The sequence below is a fragment of the Serratia sp. P2ACOL2 genome (assembly GCF_003691565.1).
Classification (GTDB): domain Bacteria; phylum Pseudomonadota; class Gammaproteobacteria; order Enterobacterales; family Enterobacteriaceae; genus Serratia; species Serratia liquefaciens.
On sequence record NZ_CP033162.1, the window covers coordinates 2595378 to 2615079 of the forward strand.

The 19702-nt window shown below is 56.7% G+C and carries 17 protein-coding genes and 1 pseudogene; 10 read left to right on the forward strand and 8 right to left on the reverse strand.

The genetic code is table 11. From position 1 onward, the window contains the following. Positions 1-5 precede the first annotated feature (5 nt). The 4 genes from EBA31_RS12700 to hycA all read right to left on the reverse strand — a co-directional run bounded on the left by EBA31_RS12700 (position 6) and on the right by hycA (position 3989). Positions 6-941, reverse strand: coding sequence for a respiratory chain complex I subunit 1 family protein (locus tag EBA31_RS12700; RefSeq protein WP_020826907.1), 936 nt, complete (start codon positions 939-941; stop codon positions 6-8). 10 nt (positions 942-951) lie between these two features. Beyond that, positions 952-2820 carry a proton-conducting transporter membrane subunit gene (locus tag EBA31_RS12705; protein ID WP_122079343.1) on the reverse strand — a complete coding sequence of 623 codons (1869 nt, stop codon included), beginning with the start codon at positions 2818-2820 and terminating at the stop codon, positions 952-954. Continuing rightward, on the reverse strand, positions 2820-3434 hold the full coding sequence (locus tag EBA31_RS12710) for a 4Fe-4S dicluster domain-containing protein (protein WP_122079344.1): 615 nt from the start codon (positions 3432-3434) through the stop codon (positions 2820-2822). Before EBA31_RS12710 ends, EBA31_RS12705 begins: the two co-directional genes overlap by 1 nt. 87 nt (positions 3435-3521) lie before the next feature. Next, a complete protein-coding gene (gene hycA / locus EBA31_RS12715; protein WP_020826910.1) occupies positions 3522-3989 on the reverse strand; it encodes a formate hydrogenlyase regulator HycA in 468 nt (155 codons plus the stop codon). Positions 3990-4250: 261 nt separating this feature from the next. Here hycA and hypA point away from each other — a divergent pair, with 261 nt between their 5' ends. The 9 genes and pseudogenes from hypA (at position 4251) to EBA31_RS12760 (ending at position 12684) form a co-directional block, all read left to right on the forward strand. After that, a complete protein-coding gene (hypA, locus tag EBA31_RS12720; protein WP_122080620.1) occupies positions 4251-4595 on the forward strand; it encodes a hydrogenase maturation nickel metallochaperone HypA in 345 nt (114 codons plus the stop codon). Positions 4596-4612: 17 nt separating this feature from the next. Beyond that, positions 4613-5407 carry a hydrogenase nickel incorporation protein HypB gene (gene hypB / locus EBA31_RS12725; protein WP_122079345.1) on the forward strand — a complete coding sequence of 265 codons (795 nt, stop codon included), beginning with the start codon at positions 4613-4615 and terminating at the stop codon, positions 5405-5407. Continuing rightward, entirely contained in the window at positions 5398-5694 is a 297-nt protein-coding gene (gene hypC / locus EBA31_RS12730; protein WP_020826913.1) for a HypC/HybG/HupF family hydrogenase formation chaperone, read from the forward strand. Before hypB ends, hypC begins: the two co-directional genes overlap by 10 nt. Further along, complete coding sequence (gene hypD / locus EBA31_RS12735) at positions 5678-6805, forward strand: hydrogenase formation protein HypD (protein ID WP_122079346.1); 1128 nt, start codon at positions 5678-5680, stop codon at positions 6803-6805. The genes hypC and hypD overlap by 17 nt, the downstream gene beginning before the upstream one ends. After that, on the forward strand, positions 6802-7815 hold the full coding sequence (gene hypE / locus EBA31_RS12740) for a hydrogenase expression/formation protein HypE (protein WP_122079347.1): 1014 nt from the start codon (positions 6802-6804) through the stop codon (positions 7813-7815). Before hypD ends, hypE begins: the two co-directional genes overlap by 4 nt. Positions 7816-7903: 88 nt before the next feature. Then, positions 7904-9970: a formate hydrogenlyase transcriptional activator FlhA gene (gene flhA, locus EBA31_RS12745; RefSeq protein ID WP_122079348.1), complete on the forward strand. Its 2067-nt coding sequence runs from the start codon at positions 7904-7906 to the stop codon at positions 9968-9970. Positions 9971-10078: 108 nt separating this feature from the next. Beyond that, positions 10079-10954 (forward strand): glyoxalase III HchA, encoded by an 876-nt coding sequence (gene hchA / locus EBA31_RS12750; protein WP_122079349.1) that lies wholly within the window; start codon positions 10079-10081, stop codon positions 10952-10954. Continuing rightward, the gene (locus EBA31_RS12755) at positions 10951-11670 is read left to right on the forward strand and encodes a PA1136 family autoinducer-binding transcriptional regulator (RefSeq protein ID WP_122079350.1); all 720 of its coding nucleotides are present in this window, start codon (positions 10951-10953) and stop codon (positions 11668-11670) included. Before hchA ends, EBA31_RS12755 begins: the two co-directional genes overlap by 4 nt. A gap of 31 nt (positions 11671-11701) precedes the next feature. After that, positions 11702-12684: pseudogene (locus EBA31_RS12760) on the forward strand (NAD(P)H-quinone oxidoreductase). 75 nt (positions 12685-12759) lie between these two features. Here the strand turns inward: EBA31_RS12760 and EBA31_RS12765 are convergent. Both EBA31_RS12765 and EBA31_RS12770 read right to left on the reverse strand, forming a co-directional pair. Further along, on the reverse strand, positions 12760-14154 hold the full coding sequence (locus EBA31_RS12765) for an MmgE/PrpD family protein (protein WP_122079351.1): 1395 nt from the start codon (positions 14152-14154) through the stop codon (positions 12760-12762). Positions 14155-14169: 15 nt separating this feature from the next. After that, entirely contained in the window at positions 14170-15705 is a 1536-nt protein-coding gene (locus tag EBA31_RS12770) for an MFS transporter (RefSeq protein WP_122079352.1), read from the reverse strand. A 169-nt stretch (positions 15706-15874) separates the two neighbouring features. Here EBA31_RS12770 and EBA31_RS12775 point away from each other — a divergent pair, with 169 nt between their 5' ends. Continuing rightward, a complete protein-coding gene (locus EBA31_RS12775; RefSeq protein WP_122080621.1) occupies positions 15875-16483 on the forward strand; it encodes a TetR/AcrR family transcriptional regulator in 609 nt (202 codons plus the stop codon). Here the strand turns inward: EBA31_RS12775 and EBA31_RS12780 are convergent. Next, positions 16458-17627 (reverse strand): ABC transporter substrate-binding protein, encoded by a 1170-nt coding sequence (locus EBA31_RS12780; protein WP_122079353.1) that lies wholly within the window; start codon positions 17625-17627, stop codon positions 16458-16460. The two genes, EBA31_RS12775 and EBA31_RS12780, sit on opposite strands and share 26 nt — an antisense overlap. Then, the gene (locus tag EBA31_RS12785) at positions 17627-19663 is read right to left on the reverse strand and encodes a TonB-dependent siderophore receptor (protein WP_162302890.1); all 2037 of its coding nucleotides are present in this window, start codon (positions 19661-19663) and stop codon (positions 17627-17629) included. The genes EBA31_RS12780 and EBA31_RS12785 overlap by 1 nt, the downstream gene beginning before the upstream one ends. Positions 19664-19702: the final 39 nt, after the last annotated feature.

Sequence of the window (19702 nt, forward strand, 5' to 3'; positions counted from 1 at the left end):
ATTATTCAGCCGACGACCAGCCAGGAAACCAGCGCCAGAAAAGCCAGTCCAAAACCGGCCCAGGTGGTACGGGCCGTTTTCAGGAAGCGCAAACGTGCCACGCTATTTTCGATAATCGCGATCAGCGTCAGCGCGCACAGCAGCTTGAGCAGCGCCAGGACCAGCGCCGCCGACAGGTGAAGGACGGTGAATTGTGCCGCTTGCCCCCAGGGCAGAAACACGCCGAGGAACAGCTGCAGCACCACCAATTGTTTGAGGCTGATGCCCCATTTCAAAATGCCGAGCTCGGCACCGGAATATTCCGTCAGTGGCCCTTCCTGCAGCTCTTGCTCGGCCTCCGCCAGGTCAAAAGGCAGTTTGCCCATCTCGATATAGGTGGCGAACGCACAGGCCAGGGCGGCCAACAGCAGCGGCAACCAAGCGGGGTGTGGCAACGTCAGCAGGCTCTGCACCATGGCGCTCAACTGAGTGGATCCGGCCACCAGGGCGGTCACCCACAGCCCCAACAGCAGGATGGGTTCGACCAGAATGCCCAACACCGCTTCGCGGCTGGCGCCGATGGCGGTAAAGGGACTGCCGGTGTCCAGACCGGCAATGGCGAAAACAAAGCGCACCACGGCGAACAGATAGATCAGGGTAATCACATCACCGATGGCAGGCAGCGGCGAGGCGACAGTCAACATGGGCAACGCACAGGCGATGGCCAGCAGGGTGCCTGTCAGCAAGTACGGCATAGCATGAAAGGCCAGACCGGAAGCCGCCGGTGCCACGTTCTGACGCTTCAACAATTTGGCGATATCGCGATATTCCTGCAGCACTCCGGGGCCGCGACGGTTATGCATCCGCGCGCGCAGCACACGGCTGATACCGGCAAACAATGGGGCGACGGCCAGTAACAGCAAGGCCTGCGCCAGACCGAGTAACACATTGGGATAGGTCATTGTCATCTCCTCAGGCAAAAGCCACCACCAACAGCACCGCAAGCTCCACGGCGGCCAGGCCGCGGCAGAAGGCAACGAAGGCGTTACAATGTAACGGGTTGATCAAGGATCCCGGCAGCCAGCGGCGCACTTGATAGAGCGGGGCGAACATCACCCGAAGCGGTTGGGCAAAACCGGTGGCGGTGATCACCATCGCCTCCTCATGACCATATCCGCAGGTCCAGGCGCTACCCTGTACCCGGCGAGGTTGACGACGGGTCTGATAACGTGCAGCAATCAATAGCGGCAGCACCGGCATTGCCAGCAACAAAATGGCGATCAACGGGGTAGAAACCAAAGTGTCGGACACGGAGAGGGATTGTTCGGCCGTCATGCCGATCAGCCGGGCAAACAGCGGGATGATCCAGGGCGCTCCCAGGCCGCAAACCAGACACAGCAACGCGGGCAGCGCATGGCTCAGCGTCAGGCACAGGTTAGCCTGCACGGCCTGGGCCGCAGCAGCGCAGCGCGGGGCTCCCAAACAGGCGACGCCAAACACCTTGCTGACGCACATCACTGCCAGCGCACCGGTCAGGGCCAGCGCCACCGCCAGCAACGGCCCGAACAGATGGCCAATAAAGCCAGGGGCCGCACTGAAATGGAACAGTCCCTGATAGATCAGCCATTCACTGGCGAAACCGTTCAATGGCGGCAGTGCGGCCATGGCCACCAGGCCGATCAGCAGAGAAATGGCGGTCCAGGGCATCAGCCGTGCCAGCCCGCCCATTTTCTCCATGTCCTTCAGCTCGGTTTGTTGTTCGATGGTACCCGCCGCCAACAGCAATGCGCTTTTGAACAGGCTGTGATTCAACAAATGGAACAGGCCGCCGATCAGGGCGAACGCCGTCAGTAATGGTTGTTGCAGCGCCATACCAACCATGGCACCGCCAATGCCCAGCAGGATGATGCCGATATTCTCCAGCGTGTGGTAAGCCAGCAAGCGCCGCAGATCGTGCTCCATCAGCGCATACAACCCGCCAAAAAATGCGGTGCCGGCGGCCAGCAGCAGGACCAGCAATCCCCACCACAGCGGGGGCGTACCCAGCAGATCCAGTCCTATCTTCAGGATCCCCAGCAGGCCGACCTTCATCAGCGCGCCGGAAAACAACGTGGCGGCAGAGGCCGGCGCGCTGCTGTGGGACTGAGGCACCCAGGCATGCAGCGGCATCACCCCGGCAAAAATGCCAAACCCGGCCAACGCCAGCAGGAATACGCCGTTACGCAGTGCATCCGGTAATGGCGTAGCGCGGATCACGCTGAATTGCAGGCTGTGGCTGTGGGTATAAATCAGTGCGAAAGCGATAACCAACAGCAGGGTGCCCAGGCGCATCAGCAAAAACTGGCTGTGCCCGGCCCGCAGACTTTTCGCGTTCGGGGCGAGGACAATCAAGAAATAGCCGCACAGCGCCGCCAGTTCTAACAGCAACAGCAAGGCCAGTGCATTATCGGCGATCGCGGCGGCGCTGAGCGCTGCCAGCATCAGATTGATCAGCCCGCCCAACCGGCCACCTGCACTGGCGTTCAGCTTCGCGACGCTTCCGATGTGATACAGCGCGGCACAGATCCCACACAAAGCCATCACCAGCAATAACAACGCATTAATGCCGCTGATTTCCACCGCATAACGCAACCAGGGCAAACGGGTGCTGTGCAGCGGTGCGAACAGCAGTTGTCCCGCGGCCAACAAGGTGGCGATGGCACACAATAAGGTGCCGCCACCCAGCAAGGCATTGACACGCAGCCAGGGGGCCAGCAGCCAGCTCAGCAACGCGAACAGGAGATACCCGACGAATGCCAGAGTCAGCAACGACAATGGGTCGGGCGCAATGGGGTAAAACATCAATTCGGCTCCTTGCGGGATTCTGGGGCGGTAGCGAACGGCAGCTCGGCGCTGAGCGCCTGCATGGCGTTGCGCCTTTTCTGTTCGCTGGCGTTACGCACGTCGTGGTCGCTGACCAAGCGAATGGCCTGGGTAGGACAGGTACGGATACAGGCCGGGCCTAAGGGGGTGAAAGCGCAAAGGTCGCACTTCACCGCCACGGCGCGGACACCGGGCACGCAATCCAGGAAGGCGCCGATCGGCCGCGGCGCTTTGGCGGCAGGCAGGGCCAGCGGTGTGTTGCAGTCTGGGGGGATCGCTAACGGGGTGCTGCCGCCGAAGCCTATGGCGCCGAACGGGCAAGCAATACCGCAGAGTTTGCAACTGACGCACAGGCTCTCGTTCAGGACGATGGCATCATCCTGATGGCGAATGGCGTTTACCGGACAGACCTGCGCGCAGGGCGCATCCTCACATTGATGGCACATCACCGGTGCCGAATCGCGGGCGTTACGAATCACCTGCAAGCGGGGTAATGCCTGCAAACCCCGTTGCCGATGTTCCGCAGAACAACTGGCCATGCAGGTATTGCAGCCAATACACAATTTGGGGTCCGCAATAATAAAGCGGTTCATGCACACTCCTTGCTTCGTCATTTATGACGAAATCGTCAGTAAAAAATGACGTTTCGACAGTTTTCTGTCAGTGAGTAACGCCGACAGTCAGACGGACAGGGTTATTTTTTTCAGTGCGTCATGAATGGCGTGGCCGTCATGCAGCGAATCAAACAGACATTGGTAAATAACGGCGATCTTATCCAGATAATGTTCAAATACCGCCGGCATATCGCGATTGTTTATTACACCGTCAATATTACCGTCTTCATCCAGCGAGGCATGGGCGAAGGGGGCGAAATTCTCCGCTTCATGCGGCGATGCCAAATTAATGCGATAGCAGATATCACGGCTGTAAAACCCCTCACTTAATTGAATGCTCACCGTGAAGTGGTTGAACAGTACAAAACGCAGATCGTCGTCCTGACCGTAAGTAAACTGATGATTAATCTTCTTTTTAGTGGTGGTAACCGCTTTGATTAAGGTGCTGTGGTAGGTTTGCCACTGCGCCATCAGGCGGTTGCTTTTGTTGGCGATATAATCGGCCTGGCTGGTTACTTCACTGATAGTACTCATTGTCGTCACTCAAAATTGATGGTCATTGTCGAATCGCTTCGGGTGAACGACTTAAAGCATAAAGCGTGCCAGTCTCTGGTGATTTTCATTATTTCCTTTCAATTCAATCATCAGGAATGGAATTAATCTTTAAATATGACTGGGGGCTGCCAGCTAATTACTGTCGACGTCATGACACTCGACAAATATGCCGAATGGGTTTTGGCACCATATTTGCAACGCAAGGTGACGAAACGTTTTATCACCCTGAGTGGAGGCCGGATGCACGAAATAACCTTGTGCCAACATGCGATGGAAATAATGCAGCAACAGGCTCGTCAACATCGTGCGAAACGTATTACCGCGGTGTGGTTCGAAATTGGCGCATTTTCATGCGTTGAGGCGGAATCGCTGCGGTTCTGTTTTGACATGGTATGTCGCGACACCCTGGCCGAAGGCTGTGAGCTGCATCTGACTGAACAACGCGCCTTGTCCTGGTGTTATGACTGCCAGGCGGACGTCGAGCTGTTGATCCCGCAGATTTTGGTCTGCCCGCACTGCGCCGGAAGAAACCTGCGGGTGCAGGCCGATGATGGATTGCAAATAAAACGTCTGGAAATTGAATAACTGAAAGGAGAAAGAATATGTGCAGCACTTGCGGTTGTGCCCATGGGGAAATGACGATTGAAGGGCAAGCAAAGGTACCGTTTCGCCCGCAGCGGCCTCTGCAGGGGGACCTGCATTATGGACTGGGATTGGCGGGCACTCATGCGCCTGGCATCAGCCAGCGGCGAATGCTGGAAATAGAAACCCGGGTGTTGGATAAAAACGATCGTCTGGCCGAACGCAATCGCCAGTATTTTGCCGAGCAACAGATCCTGGCGTTGAATCTGGTTTCCAGCCCCGGTTCTGGCAAAACCACCTTGCTGACCGAAACCCTGCTGCGGCTGCGCGGGATGCGTGAGTGCGCGGTGGTGGAAGGAGACCAGCAAACCACCAACGATGCCGAACGTATCCGCGCCACCGGCGTGCCGGCGATCCAGGTCAATACCGGCAAAGGCTGTCACCTGGATGCGCAAATGGTTCACGAAGCCGCCCAGCGTCTGGAGCTCAAGCCCAGCAGCCTGCTGTTTATCGAAAATGTCGGCAACCTGGTTTGCCCAGCCAGCTTCGATCTGGGGGAGCGGCACAAGGTGGCGGTGCTGTCGGTCACCGAAGGGGAAGACAAGCCCCTCAAGTACCCGCATATGTTCGCCGCCGCACGTCTGATGCTGCTGAACAAGGTCGATCTGCTGCCGTACTTGAAGTTTGATCTGGCCGCCTGTATCGCCAATGCCCGTCAGGTTAATCCCGACATCGAGATAATTACCCTTTCTGCGACTCAGGGGGAAGGGATGGATCAGTGGTTGGCCTGGCTGGAGCGGCAGCTATGTGCATAGGGATCCCCGGGCAGATCGTGGCGTTGGATCAACACCAGCCTCAGCACGCCTGGGCCGACGTCTGCGGCGTGCAGCGCGAAGTGAATATCGCATTGGTTTGCCGGGAGGGTGAACCCAAAGAAGCGATGCTGGGGTGTTGGGTATTGATTCACGTGGGCTTTGCGATGAGCCGCCTCGATCAACAAGAGGCCGAGGATATGCTGGCAGCACTGCAGGCGATGGGGGAAGTGGAACAGGACGTGGCGCTGTTTTTGGCGGGGGAGGATAACCATGGATTACGTAGATGAATTTCGCGATCCGCAGAGGGTAAAGAAACTGCTGCAACATATCTGGCACCGCGCCGCACAGTTGCCGTTTACCGCCGAACGACCGCTGCAAATCATGGAGGTGTGTGGTGGCCATACCCATGCGATATTCCGCTTTGGCCTGGACAAGCTGCTGCCGGCGCAAATCGAATTCATTCATGGCCCCGGCTGCCCGGTTTGCGTTTTACCTATGGGGCGCATCGACGCCTGCTGCGAAATCGCCGGGCACCCCGAAGTGATTTTTTGCACCTTCGGCGATGCGCTGCGGGTGCCAGGACAGCAGGGGTCTTTACTGCAGGCGCGCGAGCGCGGGGCCGACGTGCGCGTGGTCTACTCACCGCTGGATGCCCTGATGCTGGCGCGGCAAAATCCGCAACGGCAGGTGGTGTTCTTCGCGCTGGGTTTTGAAACCACCATGCCGGTCACGGCGATTACCCTGCAACAGGCGCGGCAGGAAGGCTTGGGCAACTTCAGCGTATTTTGTCAGCACATCAGCCTGATCCCCACCTTACGCAGCCTGCTGCAACAGCCGGATGTACGCATTGATGGTTTTCTGGCACCCGGCCACGTCAGCATGGTGATAGGCACCGAGCCCTATCATTTTATCAGCAGGCAATACCACAAACCCCTGGTGGTAACCGGCTTTGAGCCACTGGATATTTTGCAAGGGGTGCTGATGCTGGTCGAGCAGTTTCTTGGCCGACAAAGCCAAACCGAAAACCAATACCGGCGGGTGGTACCGGAACAGGGCAACCGGCTGGCACAGCAGGCGATGAGCGAAGTTTTTGTCCTGGGAGGCGGCAGCGAATGGCGCGGGCTGGGCACCATTGCCAACTCAGGTATTGCCCTCACGCCAGGCTACCAGGCTTTTGATGCCGAACGTCGTTTCCGTCCGCAGCGGCGGCAAGTGGCTGACGATCCGCGATCCCGCTGCGGAGACGTGCTCACCGGGCGATGCAAACCGCGCGACTGTCCGCTGTTTGGTCGCGGTTGTACGCCGCAAAACGCGTTTGGCGCGCTGATGGTCTCATCCGAAGGAGCCTGCGCCGCCTGGTACCAATATCGCCGTGAAACAGAGGAGACGCCGGCATGAATAACGTGATTACTATGGCTCATGGCAGCGGTGGTGCTGCCATGCAGCAATTGCTGGACGATCTTTTCCTGCCGGCCTTTGCCAACCCGCAGTTGGATCAGCGTGAAGATCAGGCCCGGTTGGATTTGGCCGAGTTAACGCAGCAGGGCGATCGGCTGGCGTTTACCACCGACAGTTACGTGATTGACCCGATTTTCTTTCCGGGCGGTGACATAGGCAAGCTGGCCATCTGCGGTACGGCCAACGATCTGGCGGTGAGCGGCGCGTTGCCGCGCTATCTTTCCTGCGGCTTTATTCTCGAAGAAGGCTTGCCGCTGCCCGAGTTACAACGCGTGGTCGCCTCGATGGCCGCCACCGCGCAGCAGGCCGGTATTCGCATTGCCACCGGGGATACCAAGGTAGTGCAGCGTGGCGCAGCCGACAAAGTATTTATCAATACCGCCGGTATCGGGGTGATCCCGTCCGGTCTGAACTGGGCGGCGCAAAATATCCGCGTCGGCGATGCCGTGATTGTCAGCGGCACCCTCGGGGATCACGGGGCAACTATTCTCAACCTGCGCGAAAAGTTGGGTATGTCTCTGGACGTGATCAGTGACTGTGCGGTGTTAACGCCGTTAATTGAGCCATTACGTGCCATTGACGGTGTGCGGGCGATGCGTGATGCGACCCGTGGCGGGGTGAATGCCATTTTGCATGAGTTCTCACGTGCGGCCGGCGTGGGCATCGAGGTGCAAGAAAGCCTGTTGCCGATCGCCCCGGCAGTGCGTGGCATTTGTGAATTGCTGGGGTTGGACGCCATTAATTTTGCCAACGAGGGAAAACTGGTGGTCGTGGCCGCACCGCAAGCCGCACAGGACGTGCTCTGTGCCTTGCGTGCTCACCCATTGGGCGCGGATGCGGCGGTGATTGGTACAGTGACGGAGGGGCGACAGGTAAGGCTGCAGGGTGCTTATGGCATCAGCCGCCTGTTGGATTTGCCGCATGCCGAGCCTTTGCCGCGGATTTGTTGATCCCGTCGGGGGAGAACGTCGCGGCCCAGCGTTACACTTTGCGATGTGACTCACAAATCTTCATCGCGACTCAGGCAAGTGATAAACAATGTCGAATGCACAATTAGAAAAACAAGAACTACTGGAAATTACCCGCACGCTGCTGAGCCAGCGCAGTTTCACCGATCTGTTGCTGCAACTGCGTCAGATACTGCAACGCCTGCGATTGGCGGATCAGGTCACGCTGGTGCTGTTTGACACTGACAGCGAACGGGTCAGCTTTTATGGCCTGGATGCGCATCGACAGCCGGTGAGCTATCAGGATGAGACCCTGCTGGCAAATGGCCCGGTAAGTCGGCTGCGGCAAAGCCCGCTGCCACAGCGCTGGCAGAGCGATGATCTGCACGCGCGCTATCCGCAAATCGGGGCTCTGGCGCTGTATTTACCCTTTAATCAGTATTGCCTGATGCCGCTGCATGCAGGTGGTACCCTGATAGGCGGTTGTGAAGTGTTACGTTGTCACTCGTCGCCATTCGCCGACGCCAGCCTGGTGCAGTTGCAGACACTGATGGAGTTGGTGGCATTGGCGGCAGAGCAGCTCCAGCTGCGGGAGGAGGCGGAACTCCGTCAACGGCAATTGCGTCATGAGCGAGATGACTATCGTATTTTGGTCGACGTGACCAACGCGGTGCTGTCGAAGCTCGACTTGGATGATTTGATCGGTGAGATCTCAAAGGAAATTCACCGTTTCTTCAAAATCGATGCGATCAGCATTGTGCTTTGCGTTGATAAAACCGAGCAGGTCACCATTTATTCCACCCACTATTTGCAGGATGACGTGGTTGAGCGTCAACAGTACAGCGTGGCGCTGGCGGGCACCTTGTCAGAACAGGTGATGCAAAGCGGTGAAATGCTGCTGTTGAATCTGAAGCACTCCGACCGGCTGGCGGCCTATGAGCGCCAACTGTTCGATCTTTGGCATGAGCAAATTCAAACGCTGTGCGTACTGCCGTTGGTTTTCGGCAACAAAACCCTGGGCGTACTCAAGCTGGCGCAATGTCAGCCGGACAACTTCAACGCAGCCAACCTGCGGGTGCTGCAGCAAATCGCCGAGCGTATCGCGATCGCCGTGGATAACGCGCTGGCCTATCAGGAAATTAACCGGCTCAAAGAGAGCCTGGTGCATGAGAACCTGTATCTGACCGAGCAGATTAACGGCAATAACCCGGACTTCGGCGAGATTGTCGGCCGCAGCGTGGTAATGTCCGCGGTGCTCAAACAGGTAGAAATGGTAGCGAAAAGCGACTGTTCGGTACTGATCCTCGGCGAAACCGGCACCGGTAAAGAGCTGATAGCCCGCGCCATTCACAACCTCAGCGAACGACGCGATCAGCGCATGGTGAAAATGAACTGCGCGGTAATGCCGGCCGGATTGCTGGAAAGCGATCTGTTTGGCCATGAAAAAGGGGCATTTACCGGGGCGACCAATCAGCGAATGGGGCGTTTTGAACTGGCGGACAAGGGAACGCTGTTCCTGGATGAAGTGGGCGAAATCCCCGTCGAGCTGCAACCGAAATTACTGCGGGTTTTGCAGGAAAGGGAGTTCGAACGCGTTGGCGGTAACAAGGTGATTTCGGTAGACGTGCGCCTGATTGCCGCGACCAACCGGGATTTGCAACAGATGGTGGCCGACCGCGAGTTTCGCAGCGACCTGTTTTACCGGCTTAACGTCTTCCCGATCGTCATTCCACCTTTACGTGAACGCCCGGAAGACATCCCGCAGTTAGTGAAGTTTTTGACCTACAAAATTGCGCGCCGAATGAAGCGTACCATCGACAGCATCCCGGCGGAAACCTTGCGCCTGCTGAGCCAAATGCCCTGGCCGGGAAACGTGCGCGAGCTCGAGAATGTCATCGAACGTGCGGTACTGCTGACGCGTGGTACGGTGCTGAACCTGCAACTGCCGGAGCTGCAATACCCGGTGCCTTCGATGGCGCTCCCGGTTGCCAAAGCGGAGCTCAGCCAGCCCGGGGAGGATGAGCGCCAGCAGATTATCAGGGTGCTGAAGGAAACCAACGGCGTGGTAGCCGGCCCGCGCGGTGCCGCTCAGCGCCTGGGGCTGAAACGCACCACGCTGCTTTCACGCATGAAGAAATGGGGGATTTTGGTTAAGTGAAGCGCCGCAGGGGTTAGGGGCAGCCAATGAGGGATATCCCTCATTGCGGCTTTAGGCTGAGTTACCTAAGCTAAAGCTGCAATGCAAATCGCACACAAGGAGATCATCATGACTAACTTACCATCCGAAGATCGTAATCCCGCCCCTGACGCCGCTGAAGAAAATGCGTTCTTTCCGTCACCTTACTCTTTGAGTAAATACACGTCGGCAAAGACGGATTTTGACGGCGCCCACTATCCTGCACCTTATAAAGGCGGCAAGTGGAAGGTGTTGATGATTGCGTCTCAGGAACGCTATCTGATGATGCAAAACGGAAAGTTTTTCTCTACCGGGAACCATCCTGTGGAGATGTTATTGCCCATGCACCACATGGATCTTGCCGGGTTCGAAATCGACGTTGCAACACCATCAGGCGACCCGGTAAAGCTTGAGATGTGGGCATTCCCTGGTGAGGATGCGGCGGTCAAGGCCACCTATGAGAAATATCGCCATCAGCTCAAGCAACCGAAAAAGCTGACTGAGGTGGTGAAAGATTTGGATGCGGGTAATTATATCGGCGTCTTTATCCCGGGCGGCCACGGCGTCCTTAACGACATTCCCTTCAGCGAAGACGTGAAAAAAGCGCTGTTCTGGGCCCATGACAACGATCGTTACGTGATTTCACTGTGCCACGGGCCTGCCGGATTGTTGGCGGCGGGCTTGGGTGAGGACAAGGAAGACTTCTTGTACCGCGGTTACGAAATCTGTGTTTTCCCGGACTCGCTGGATACCGGCGCCAATATCGATATCGGTTATATTCCGGGCCCAATACCCTGGCTGGTCGGCGAACGCCTTCGCGAGCTGGGCGTCAAGATCCTCAATAGCGACATCACGGGGAAAGTCCATAAAGACCGTCGTTTGTTGACCGGCGACAGCCCGTTGGCCTCCAACAATCTCGGCAAGTTGGCCGCAGAGACATTGCTTGCCGACGTTGCGGCGCGATGAGCAACCCCATTGCCCAGGATGCCTTTTCAACCGCTCTCGCCATAGAGGAGAGCGGTTCACTATCGGTAATCCAGGATCGGGTTCGAACCTTCGCCAAACCCTACGGTTTTGACCGTTTCGTCCTGTTCTCGGCCTCCGCAACGACAGAAGAGCTGGTCGAACATATTTACTGGGTCGAAGGCGACTGGTTCGGCAACGGTGAAAGCGTGGACGCAGTAACTTACGTGCGCCACTGCCCGGTGACGCGACATATGCTGCTGGGCGGCGATCCCTTTTTCTGGAGCAAAATCAGCGCGGAGAAAGGGGAACTGTATCAGGTCGTCCGCATCCCACGCGGGCCGGGGATCCATGGTTTGCAGATCCCGGTATTTGGCCCGCTGGGGCTGGAGGGGGCCATCAGCCTGGGCGGCGAGCACATAGAGGCTTCCGCGCAAGTTAGGCTGGCGATGTCACTGGTGGGTACGGCGGCGTTTTTCTCCGCGCGCCGGCGGTTAGAAGCGCCTGCAGATGGGATGATTGGCAAGTTGTCCGAACGTGAGCGCGAAGTCCTGGCCTGGACGGCTGCCGGGCGTCGGCAGGCTGATATCGCCGCCACGCTTGGGCTTTCCGAGCGCACCGTGGAGAACCATCTGCGCCGGATACGCCTGCGTCTGGGGGCGGCCACGACCGCCCAGGCGATAAGAATAGCGATCCGCAAGGGTGAAATAGAAATCTGACGACGAGAAAACGATGTCATTGCCTGAATATATGAATGAGATTGAAATAACCACGCCTGGCGGACCTGAAGTACTCAGGCTACGCAAGGCGTCGCTGCCGCAGCCTGGCCCTGATGAGATCCTGGTGAAAGTTGCCGCCGCAGGCGTAAACCGTCCGGATGTTATACAGCGGCAGGGGAATTACCCTATGCCCGACGGCGTCACTCCGGTGCCTGGCCTGGAAGTTGCCGGCAGCATTGTGGCTTTTGGTGACAACGTCACTGGGTTTTCAATCGGCGACAAGGTATGCGGACTGACCAATGGCGGGGGGTACGCGGAATACGCTTTGTTGCCCTCGACGCAATGCTTGCCGATTCCGGCAGGAATAAGCGTTATCGAGGCTGCCGCGATACCCGAAACGTTCTTTACCGTATGGGCTAATCTGTTCCAAATGGCTAACGCCAAACGGGGGGACAGCGTACTCGTCCACGGCGGCACCAGTGGTATCGGAACCACCGCGCTGATGTTGTGCGAAGCGTTCGCAATAGAGTGTTTCGCCACCGCAGGCTCCGAGTCGAAATGTGCTGCCATAACCTCCCTTGGGGAAAGCCGATTAATTATCGCACCCATGATTTTGCGTCCGCCATCCTCAACCAGACGCAAGGGCGCGGTGTCGATATTATTCTCGACATCATGGGCGCGTCTTACATCAAACCGAATCTGACAGCGTTAGCACGCGATGGCCGCCTGGTGGTGATAGGTTTTCTTGGCGGAGCCATCGCGGACGGCGTCGATCTGCAGGCGATGGCGCTTAAGCGCGCGACCGTTACCGGCTCGACCATGCGGGCAAGAACACCGCAGGAAAAGGCGCACATTGCTGCTGAACTTCGCCAGTACGTTTGGCCGCTGTTGGCTGCGGGTCAGTGTCGTCCGGTCATTCATCAGGTTTTCCGGCTTGAGGATGCCCCGCTGGCGCACGCCATGATGGAACGCGGCGATCATATAGAGAAAATTGTTCTGCAGATTGCGGACTGAGTTGTAAACGGGGCGGTTAACCGCCCTGATAGACCCCCTGCCGGCTGCGCAGGAAACTTGGCTGTGATGCTAATGCTATTCTGCGTCAACAGAATTACAGCTTGTAGCCAATAACTCGTCCAATGACGGGGCTTCGGCCAGGTTCTCGATACATGTCATGAGATGCCGGGCATTGTCACGTAATCCACGGCAAGGAGACTGTGAACAGCAACGAAGGAACTTAGCGCGAATATCCTGCATGTCTGCGGGATTTTCCGGCCAGCCGCGGCCAAACTCCGCCGCCAGCTTCAATGTCTCGCCTCGGTCGGGGGTGATATGAAGTTCAAAGCGGTCGAAACGGTCGAACGTGGGGCGCTCATGCACTTCGATGCGTTGTGCCAGCGCGACGACGGCGGGTTCGGTAGCGTATTCGGCGCTGAATTCACGCGCACTGGCGCACCCACGCAATAATGCATTGGCTATCACGTAACGCGCGCTGAATTGCGCGTCGATTTCCGCCGTTTTTTGCGGTTCATACTCCGCACCGCAGACCATACGCATGGTAGGCGAGGCGTGCAAAATGATTTTTGCCTGGCCGGGATCGGCTAATTGCCGGTGCGGGCCGGCATTCAACAGCGTCTCTGTCAGCGCCAGCAAAATGCTGCAATGGGGGTAGAGTTTAAAACAGGTTGCCTCTTCGCCTAGAAATGACACGCCCAACTGATGAGTCAAAGGGTGCAGATCGGGTTCTCCTGGCGCATACAGATTAAAAAAACCGTTTTCTCCGCTCAGCACCCGCTTGGGGCCACTGATGCCGGCTTGTGCCAACATAGCCGCTTCCAGAGCATGTCGCGCCACCAATCCTTGGCCGATGCGTACCGCCAGCGTTTTATCCTGATAATGCTGGAAAGTCCCGATACCAAAGTCAAATGCCAACCCAACGGCGTCGGTAAAGGCCTGACGATCGAGGCGCAGCAGACGAGAAGCGATCACGACGCCGGAAAACAAGCCCAGGATATTGGAATCGAAGCCACGATAGAAAAAGCCGTTAGCCTGAGCCGCAAGATTGATGCGTTGCGCAAAATCCTGCCCTACGGCCAGTGCGGCCAAAGTCTCCAATCCAGATGCGCCAGAAAGCTCCGCTGCCGCCAGTGCCACCGGCACGTCAGAAGAACTGGGGTGCCAACCGGGCGACAGCACGTCACAGTAGTCGAGTGCTCTGGCGCGCACCGCATTGACGAACGCCGCCTGCGGCGCCGCAAGCCGTTCTTCGCAGCCAATCAGCCGTGCTTCATGGCAGCCACTCCAACGCCTTGCCAGGGTCAAAGCGGCATCAACGCCGCTCTGTTCGAAGCCGGCGGCAAGACACCCCAGGTTATCCATCAGGCGTTTGCACTGAAACGCCAACACCGATGGGGGCACCATGCAGGCATCTACCTGTGAGGCAAAAGCGATCAGTTCTTCGATCGGATCGGGTTGTGTTCGCATCATTTATCCTCGCTCAAATTATTCTTGGGGTTTGCTCAGTGCGGCCGGCTGAGATGGGGCATGCACACGAAAACGCGGATGAAGCATGATCAGTAGCCAGACGGTCATGGCAATGCTGAGTAAACCGGCCCATAGCATCGCCACGCCAAAACCACCGGCAAAGGCGTTATGGGTTAAATCCAACAGGCGGTCCGCGCTCAACGGCGTGTTCGCAGTTTGCTGCTGTTCAATAATGGCCGCCCGGGCGATCGCTGAGGGATGCTCAACGCCTTGCGATTGCAAGACGAGGGTCAAAGAGCTCACCGCTTTCATGCTCATCAATGTGCCCAATAGGGCAATACCCAGAGTCATCCCCGTTTGGCGCAGCGCATTCATGGTGGCCGAGGCCATACCTGAACGCTGTGGCTCGACGGTGCGCATAACCAACGCGCTTGTGGCTGGCATCGCCAACCCCATACCCAGACCAAGCAAAGCCAAATAAAACGCGACGATGGCGTAATGAGAATTCGCCTGTAACTGCGTGAGCAGCAACAAGGCGATGCCGATTAGGCCGTAACCGGCGATCATCAATGAGTTGACGCTGAGTCGGGCAGAAAGCCGGCCAAAACAGGAGGCCGCCAGCGCCATGGCAAGAAACTCCGGTGCCATGCGCCAACCGGTGGCGGCAGGGCTCCACCCTTGAGCCTGCTGCAGAAAAAGCGAGACAAAGAAGACGCTGCTGTAAGATGAAAAGCCGAGGACGAAAGAAGCAAAGTTATAGCCAGTGAAGTCGGCTTTGCGAAACAGACTCAATTGCAGCAGGGGGCGTTTAACCTGAGTTTCCACCCAGATGAACAGGACGAATAGCGCTAGCGCGGCATACAAAGGGAGACGCGACAGCATACTTTGCCAGCCATGCTCTCCGGCGGCGATCAGGCCGTAGGTCAAGGCGCCAAGCCAAAGAATGCTTAACCCCTGGCCGAGTGGATCGAGAGCGGCATGCTCCGGATGCGCGCTCTCCCTGATCCCCCAACTGCCCAGTACCAGCGCTACGATCCCCACCGGGATATTAATCCAGAAAATGCCCGGCCAACCTGTGGTATGAACCAGTACGCCACCGAGTACTGGGCCGATCACCAGGGAAAGGGCATTGACCGATGACCAGATACCGATCGCTCGCGTGCGCTGCTGTTCTTCAGGGAACGCATGCGTCAGCAGAGACAGTGCGCCGGGGATGACGGCAGCGCCGGCAATCCCCTGAATCACCCGACCGGCCAGCAAGACGCTTAGGCTGGTAGCGAAGGCACAAAGGATAGAGCCAAGGATAAACAAGGCTACCCCATACAACCAAATACGTTTACGCCCAAAACGATCCCCCAAGGGACCGGAGGAGAGTATCAGCGCGGAAAGACAGAGTGCATAAGCGTCAACCACCAATTGCAAACCCGACATATCAGTCTGCAACGACTCCTGCATAGTGGGCAAAGCGACGTTAACAATGCTGATATCCAGCGAAGCCATAAAGGTTCCCAGACAAATGGCGGCGACCAGCGAGATCCTGCGCATACCGGACATAGAGTGGCTCCTTGAGTCATCGATGATGATAGTGAAAACTATTCTCACCTTATATTATGACTGACCGTCGGTCAATTGAGTGTTATTATTGATTTCACTGCCGCGGGTCATCTGGTCAATGGAGGCAACATTGGTTAGGATGGCCCCTGGGCTATAAGTGGACGTGAAGATGAAAACAAAAGAAAAAATGAAAGAATCGCAGCCGCGAACCAAACCTGCGGAAGTGCGTTTGGATGAGCTGATGGATGCGGCGCAAAAGCTGTTTATTGAAAAAGGTTTTGAAGCAACCACAATCAGCGACATCGTACGTGATGCGCAGGTTGCCAAAGGGACTTTTTACCATTACTTTCCGTCCAAAAACGAAATGTTGTCCGCATTGCGTATCCGTTTCACCACTCATTTTATTGAGCAAATTCAGCAAGCCATTGACGAATGCCCACAAGATGACTGGCTCGCGCGTTTACGTGCCTGGTGTGATGCCGGTGTGGCAACTTACCTGGAAGGCATGGAGTTGCATGACGCGTTGTATCACGATCATCATTATCACACCCGGGGCAATCAGGATCGTGATGCCGTGCTGGAACAAATCCTGACGATTTTGAACGAAGGTGCCGCAGCCGGAGCCTGGCAATTGGAGAATCCGCACCTGACGGCGATTTTAATGTATCACGGCATGCATGGTGCGGTGGACAACGCCATGGTCTGCCCCGATGCCGATCGTAACGTCTTGGGCGCGGCATTGGCGAAAGAGTTTATGCGTTTACTGGGCTGTCGTTAGCCACGCTCCCGGAAAGATCCAGCGATACCCAGTAACCGGGTTGATAGGGAACCGGGAGATAACGCTCAAACAGCTTCGCAAAGGTCGTTTCGGGGTCAACCTCGTTAAACAACGAGGGGTGGAACCATTTTGCCAATCGTTCGATGGCGACAAAATTGAACGGATGATCGTAAAACGGATGCCAGATGGCATAGGCTTTGCCATGTTGTGCCGCCGCCAGAGTACGATAGGCAGGTCGTTGCATTAATTTTCGCAGTTGCCGCCTTGCCAACGTCTGATCTGCACCAGGCCCCAGGTTAACCCAATCGCCATTCGGCGAATATTGGCTCCAGTTGCTGCCGGTCACTACGATTTTATCGGGACGGGAAGCGATCACCGTTTCCTGACTGAGCGAACCATAGACGCCATGAATATACGCTTCGGCCAAATTATAGCCGCCTGCGATATCCACCATTTCTCCGTAATTCCCTTTGCCCCAAGACAAACAACAGTCGTCATACAATCCCGCAGCGCGCTCCATCATTATCCGCGGACGTGGGGGCGCATGTCGCGCCAGCGTCTCGGTAATATGATCGAGATGTTGTTGACGAAAGCGGATCAGGCTGGCGGCGCGAAGCGGGCTGTCGAACAGTTGTCCCATAATGGCCAGGCTTTTGGCGCTGTTGCTCATCAGGCCGATGCTCATATCGACAAACACCACCGGGATCCCTGCCGCCGTTATCCTGCTCATCAGCCCGTTGGCCTCTATCGTCCGCCGGGTATTCAGGTTGAGGATCATCACTTCCGGACGCAGAGCAATTAACCTTTCCAGGTTGAATTGCATCTGTTGCACGCCGGAAAACGCCGGGAGTTCAGCCAATTCCGGGAAATGACGGCAATAAAGGTGATAGCTGTCCAGATCGGCGGTGCGGAAATTATCACGCCACCCAACCAGTTTTTCGGCGGGCGAGGCAGGATTCAACGCCGCCACGGTATAAAATAAATTGCCTTCCGCTAAAAAAATACGTTTCAACGGATAACGCAAAATAACCTGGCGGCCGGCAATGTCGGTAACTACCTGGCTGTCTGCCTGCGCACGCAATGACTGCAGTGGGGAAAGTAACGCCAGCGCGGCCGCCGTCTGAATAAAATGACGCCTGCGCATTAAAAATACCAACTGACGGAGCCAACAATGGTGCGTTCTATGCCGATACTGCAATAAGGCGCGCTGGTGCAGCTGGCGACATAGGATTTATTAGTCAGGTTGTTGACCGTCAGGCCCAGCTCCAGATTGTACAAGCGGGGATCCCAGGCACCCGGCGTATAGCGTACGGAGAGGTCGCCAAGCCAGGTCGCGGGGACTTTAAAGCTATTGGCACCATCGGCCCAGCTGGAACCCAGATAGCGTGTCCCTGCGCCGACCAGCAACCCCTGCAACGGTCCTTTGTTAAAACGATAATCTAGCCACAGAGAACCGGTTTGGGCGGGCACACCGACCGGATGACGGCCCAATGTGTTATCGGTTGCGGAAGTCACGACATTATTCACCCAGGCATAAGCAAGCATCAGGTTTAGGTTGTCGGTTAAGGCCGCTCGCGACTCCAGCTCCACGCCGCGCGAACGCACTTCTCCGGTTTGGGTGTAGTAGCTGGGATTCAACGGATCGATGGTGTTCACATCGCGTTGGGTCAATTGATACACCGCCAGGCTGGTCATCATGGCGCTGCCAGGCGGCTGGAATTTTATCCCGGTCTCATATTGTGTCGAGTGGGTGGGTTTGAACGGCGCCCCGTTGGCGTCGGTACCGGTGAGCGGGTCGAATGCGGTCGATGTGCTGATCCAAGGTGCCAGACCGTTTTCCAAAGGATAACTTAGCCCGGCGCGGTAACTCCAGGCAGTGTCATTGGTTTGTGTCCGGGTGCTGGTCAAATTATTGTTAGTGCGCATTTGCGACCAATCATGACGCCCGCCCAACAGCAAATGCCAACCGTGCCACTGCATTTCATCCTGGCTGTAGATACCGACCCGGTTAAAACGCTGCGTGGTTGAGGTTTCAGAAGACGGCACGGGATCAAATGAAGGTCGATAATGACTGGACCAGGGATCAAAAGTGACGGTTTGTGAAACCCACAGATCTTTATCGAACTTACCGGTTTGATAATCGACACCCGTCAACAGCTGATGGCCTAACTCCCCGGTAGAAAATTGAGCGATGGCTTGATTATCCAGCGCCAGACTGTCCGCCTGACTGGGGGAGTCTTGATAAACTGCCGTCAAACTGCGTTCGTCCGCCGTGATAGCCCGCGTAAAGTCGCGTCTGACTGCAGAATCGACATGGGAGTAGCGCAGGTTTTGTTTTAACCGCCAGCTATCGTTCAATTGAAGTTCAAACAGAGAAGTCACGTCGTACTGGGTACGTGTAGAATGCTCATGAGCCGGATCGCTATAATTCTTGTCGGTATCAATTTTTCCGCGAGGATTGGGTAATAACCCCAAGACCTGAGCCGGCAACGTGTTGTAATAACCTGATTTAGGTTCACGCAAATAATGCGTCAGCAAGGTCCAACTGGTGCGATCGTTTGGCTGCCAGGTGATTGAGGGCGCCAGATAGAGACGCTCCTGCTTGGTGTCTTCGATTTGCGAACCGCGGGTCACGGCCAACCCATCAAAACGGTATAGCCATTGCTCGTTATCGGTTAACGAGCCGGTAGAGTCCAGGCTAAGTGAACGGGTGCGATAGTTGCCTATATCGAGCTTCAGTTGGTTAGACGCGAGGGCAGAAGGGCGTCTGGAAACCATATTAATTACGCCACCCGCGCCGCCCTGGCCGTAGAGCGTGGACGATGGACCATGCAGGACTTCAACGCTTTGCAGCCCCCAGGCCTCAATCTGTGGACCCCAAATCCCAGTGTTGCCAATTACGCGCAATCCATCGAGATAATAATCTGCTTCAAAGCCGCGTATTCTGCCGAAGTCGACGCCGCTGGAAAAGGCGCCGAAGCGCTCTACTGAGACACCGGCACTGTAGCGAAGTGCTTGGCTGACGGTCCCGGCGGACTGTACGTCCATCTGTTGGCGATTAACTGCCGACACGAACTGCGGCACGACTGTCAGCGGCGAGCGCGTCTTTGTCGCCACCTCAACCTGCTTGACGGCATACCCCGGCAGGGAGGCATCCGACGCCTGGTCGTTGGCCGTCACCAAAACTGATTCTTCAGCAGCGGCTGAAACCGCGAACGG

Coding starts and splice junctions, on each gene's coding strand:
- EBA31_RS12700 (WP_020826907.1), bottom strand. CDS start 941: ATGACCTATCCCAATGTGTTACTCGGTCTGGCGCAGGCCTTGCTGTTA.
- EBA31_RS12705 (WP_122079343.1), bottom strand. CDS start 2,820: ATGTTTTACCCCATTGCGCCCGACCCATTGTCGTTGCTGACTCTGGCA.
- EBA31_RS12710 (WP_122079344.1), bottom strand. CDS start 3,434: ATGAACCGCTTTATTATTGCGGACCCCAAATTGTGTATTGGCTGCAAT.
- hycA (WP_020826910.1), bottom strand. CDS start 3,989: ATGAGTACTATCAGTGAAGTAACCAGCCAGGCCGATTATATCGCCAAC.
- hypA (WP_122080620.1), top strand. CDS start 4,251: ATGCACGAAATAACCTTGTGCCAACATGCGATGGAAATAATGCAGCAA.
- hypB (WP_122079345.1), top strand. CDS start 4,613: ATGTGCAGCACTTGCGGTTGTGCCCATGGGGAAATGACGATTGAAGGG.
- hypC (WP_020826913.1), top strand. CDS start 5,398: ATGTGCATAGGGATCCCCGGGCAGATCGTGGCGTTGGATCAACACCAG.
- hypD (WP_122079346.1), top strand. CDS start 5,678: ATGGATTACGTAGATGAATTTCGCGATCCGCAGAGGGTAAAGAAACTG.
- hypE (WP_122079347.1), top strand. CDS start 6,802: ATGAATAACGTGATTACTATGGCTCATGGCAGCGGTGGTGCTGCCATG.
- flhA (WP_122079348.1), top strand. CDS start 7,904: ATGTCGAATGCACAATTAGAAAAACAAGAACTACTGGAAATTACCCGC.
- hchA (WP_122079349.1), top strand. CDS start 10,079: ATGACTAACTTACCATCCGAAGATCGTAATCCCGCCCCTGACGCCGCT.
- EBA31_RS12755 (WP_122079350.1), top strand. CDS start 10,951: ATGAGCAACCCCATTGCCCAGGATGCCTTTTCAACCGCTCTCGCCATA.
- EBA31_RS12765 (WP_122079351.1), bottom strand. CDS start 14,154: ATGATGCGAACACAACCCGATCCGATCGAAGAACTGATCGCTTTTGCC.
- EBA31_RS12770 (WP_122079352.1), bottom strand. CDS start 15,705: ATGTCCGGTATGCGCAGGATCTCGCTGGTCGCCGCCATTTGTCTGGGA.
- EBA31_RS12775 (WP_122080621.1), top strand. CDS start 15,875: ATGAAAACAAAAGAAAAAATGAAAGAATCGCAGCCGCGAACCAAACCT.
- EBA31_RS12780 (WP_122079353.1), bottom strand. CDS start 17,627: ATGCGCAGGCGTCATTTTATTCAGACGGCGGCCGCGCTGGCGTTACTT.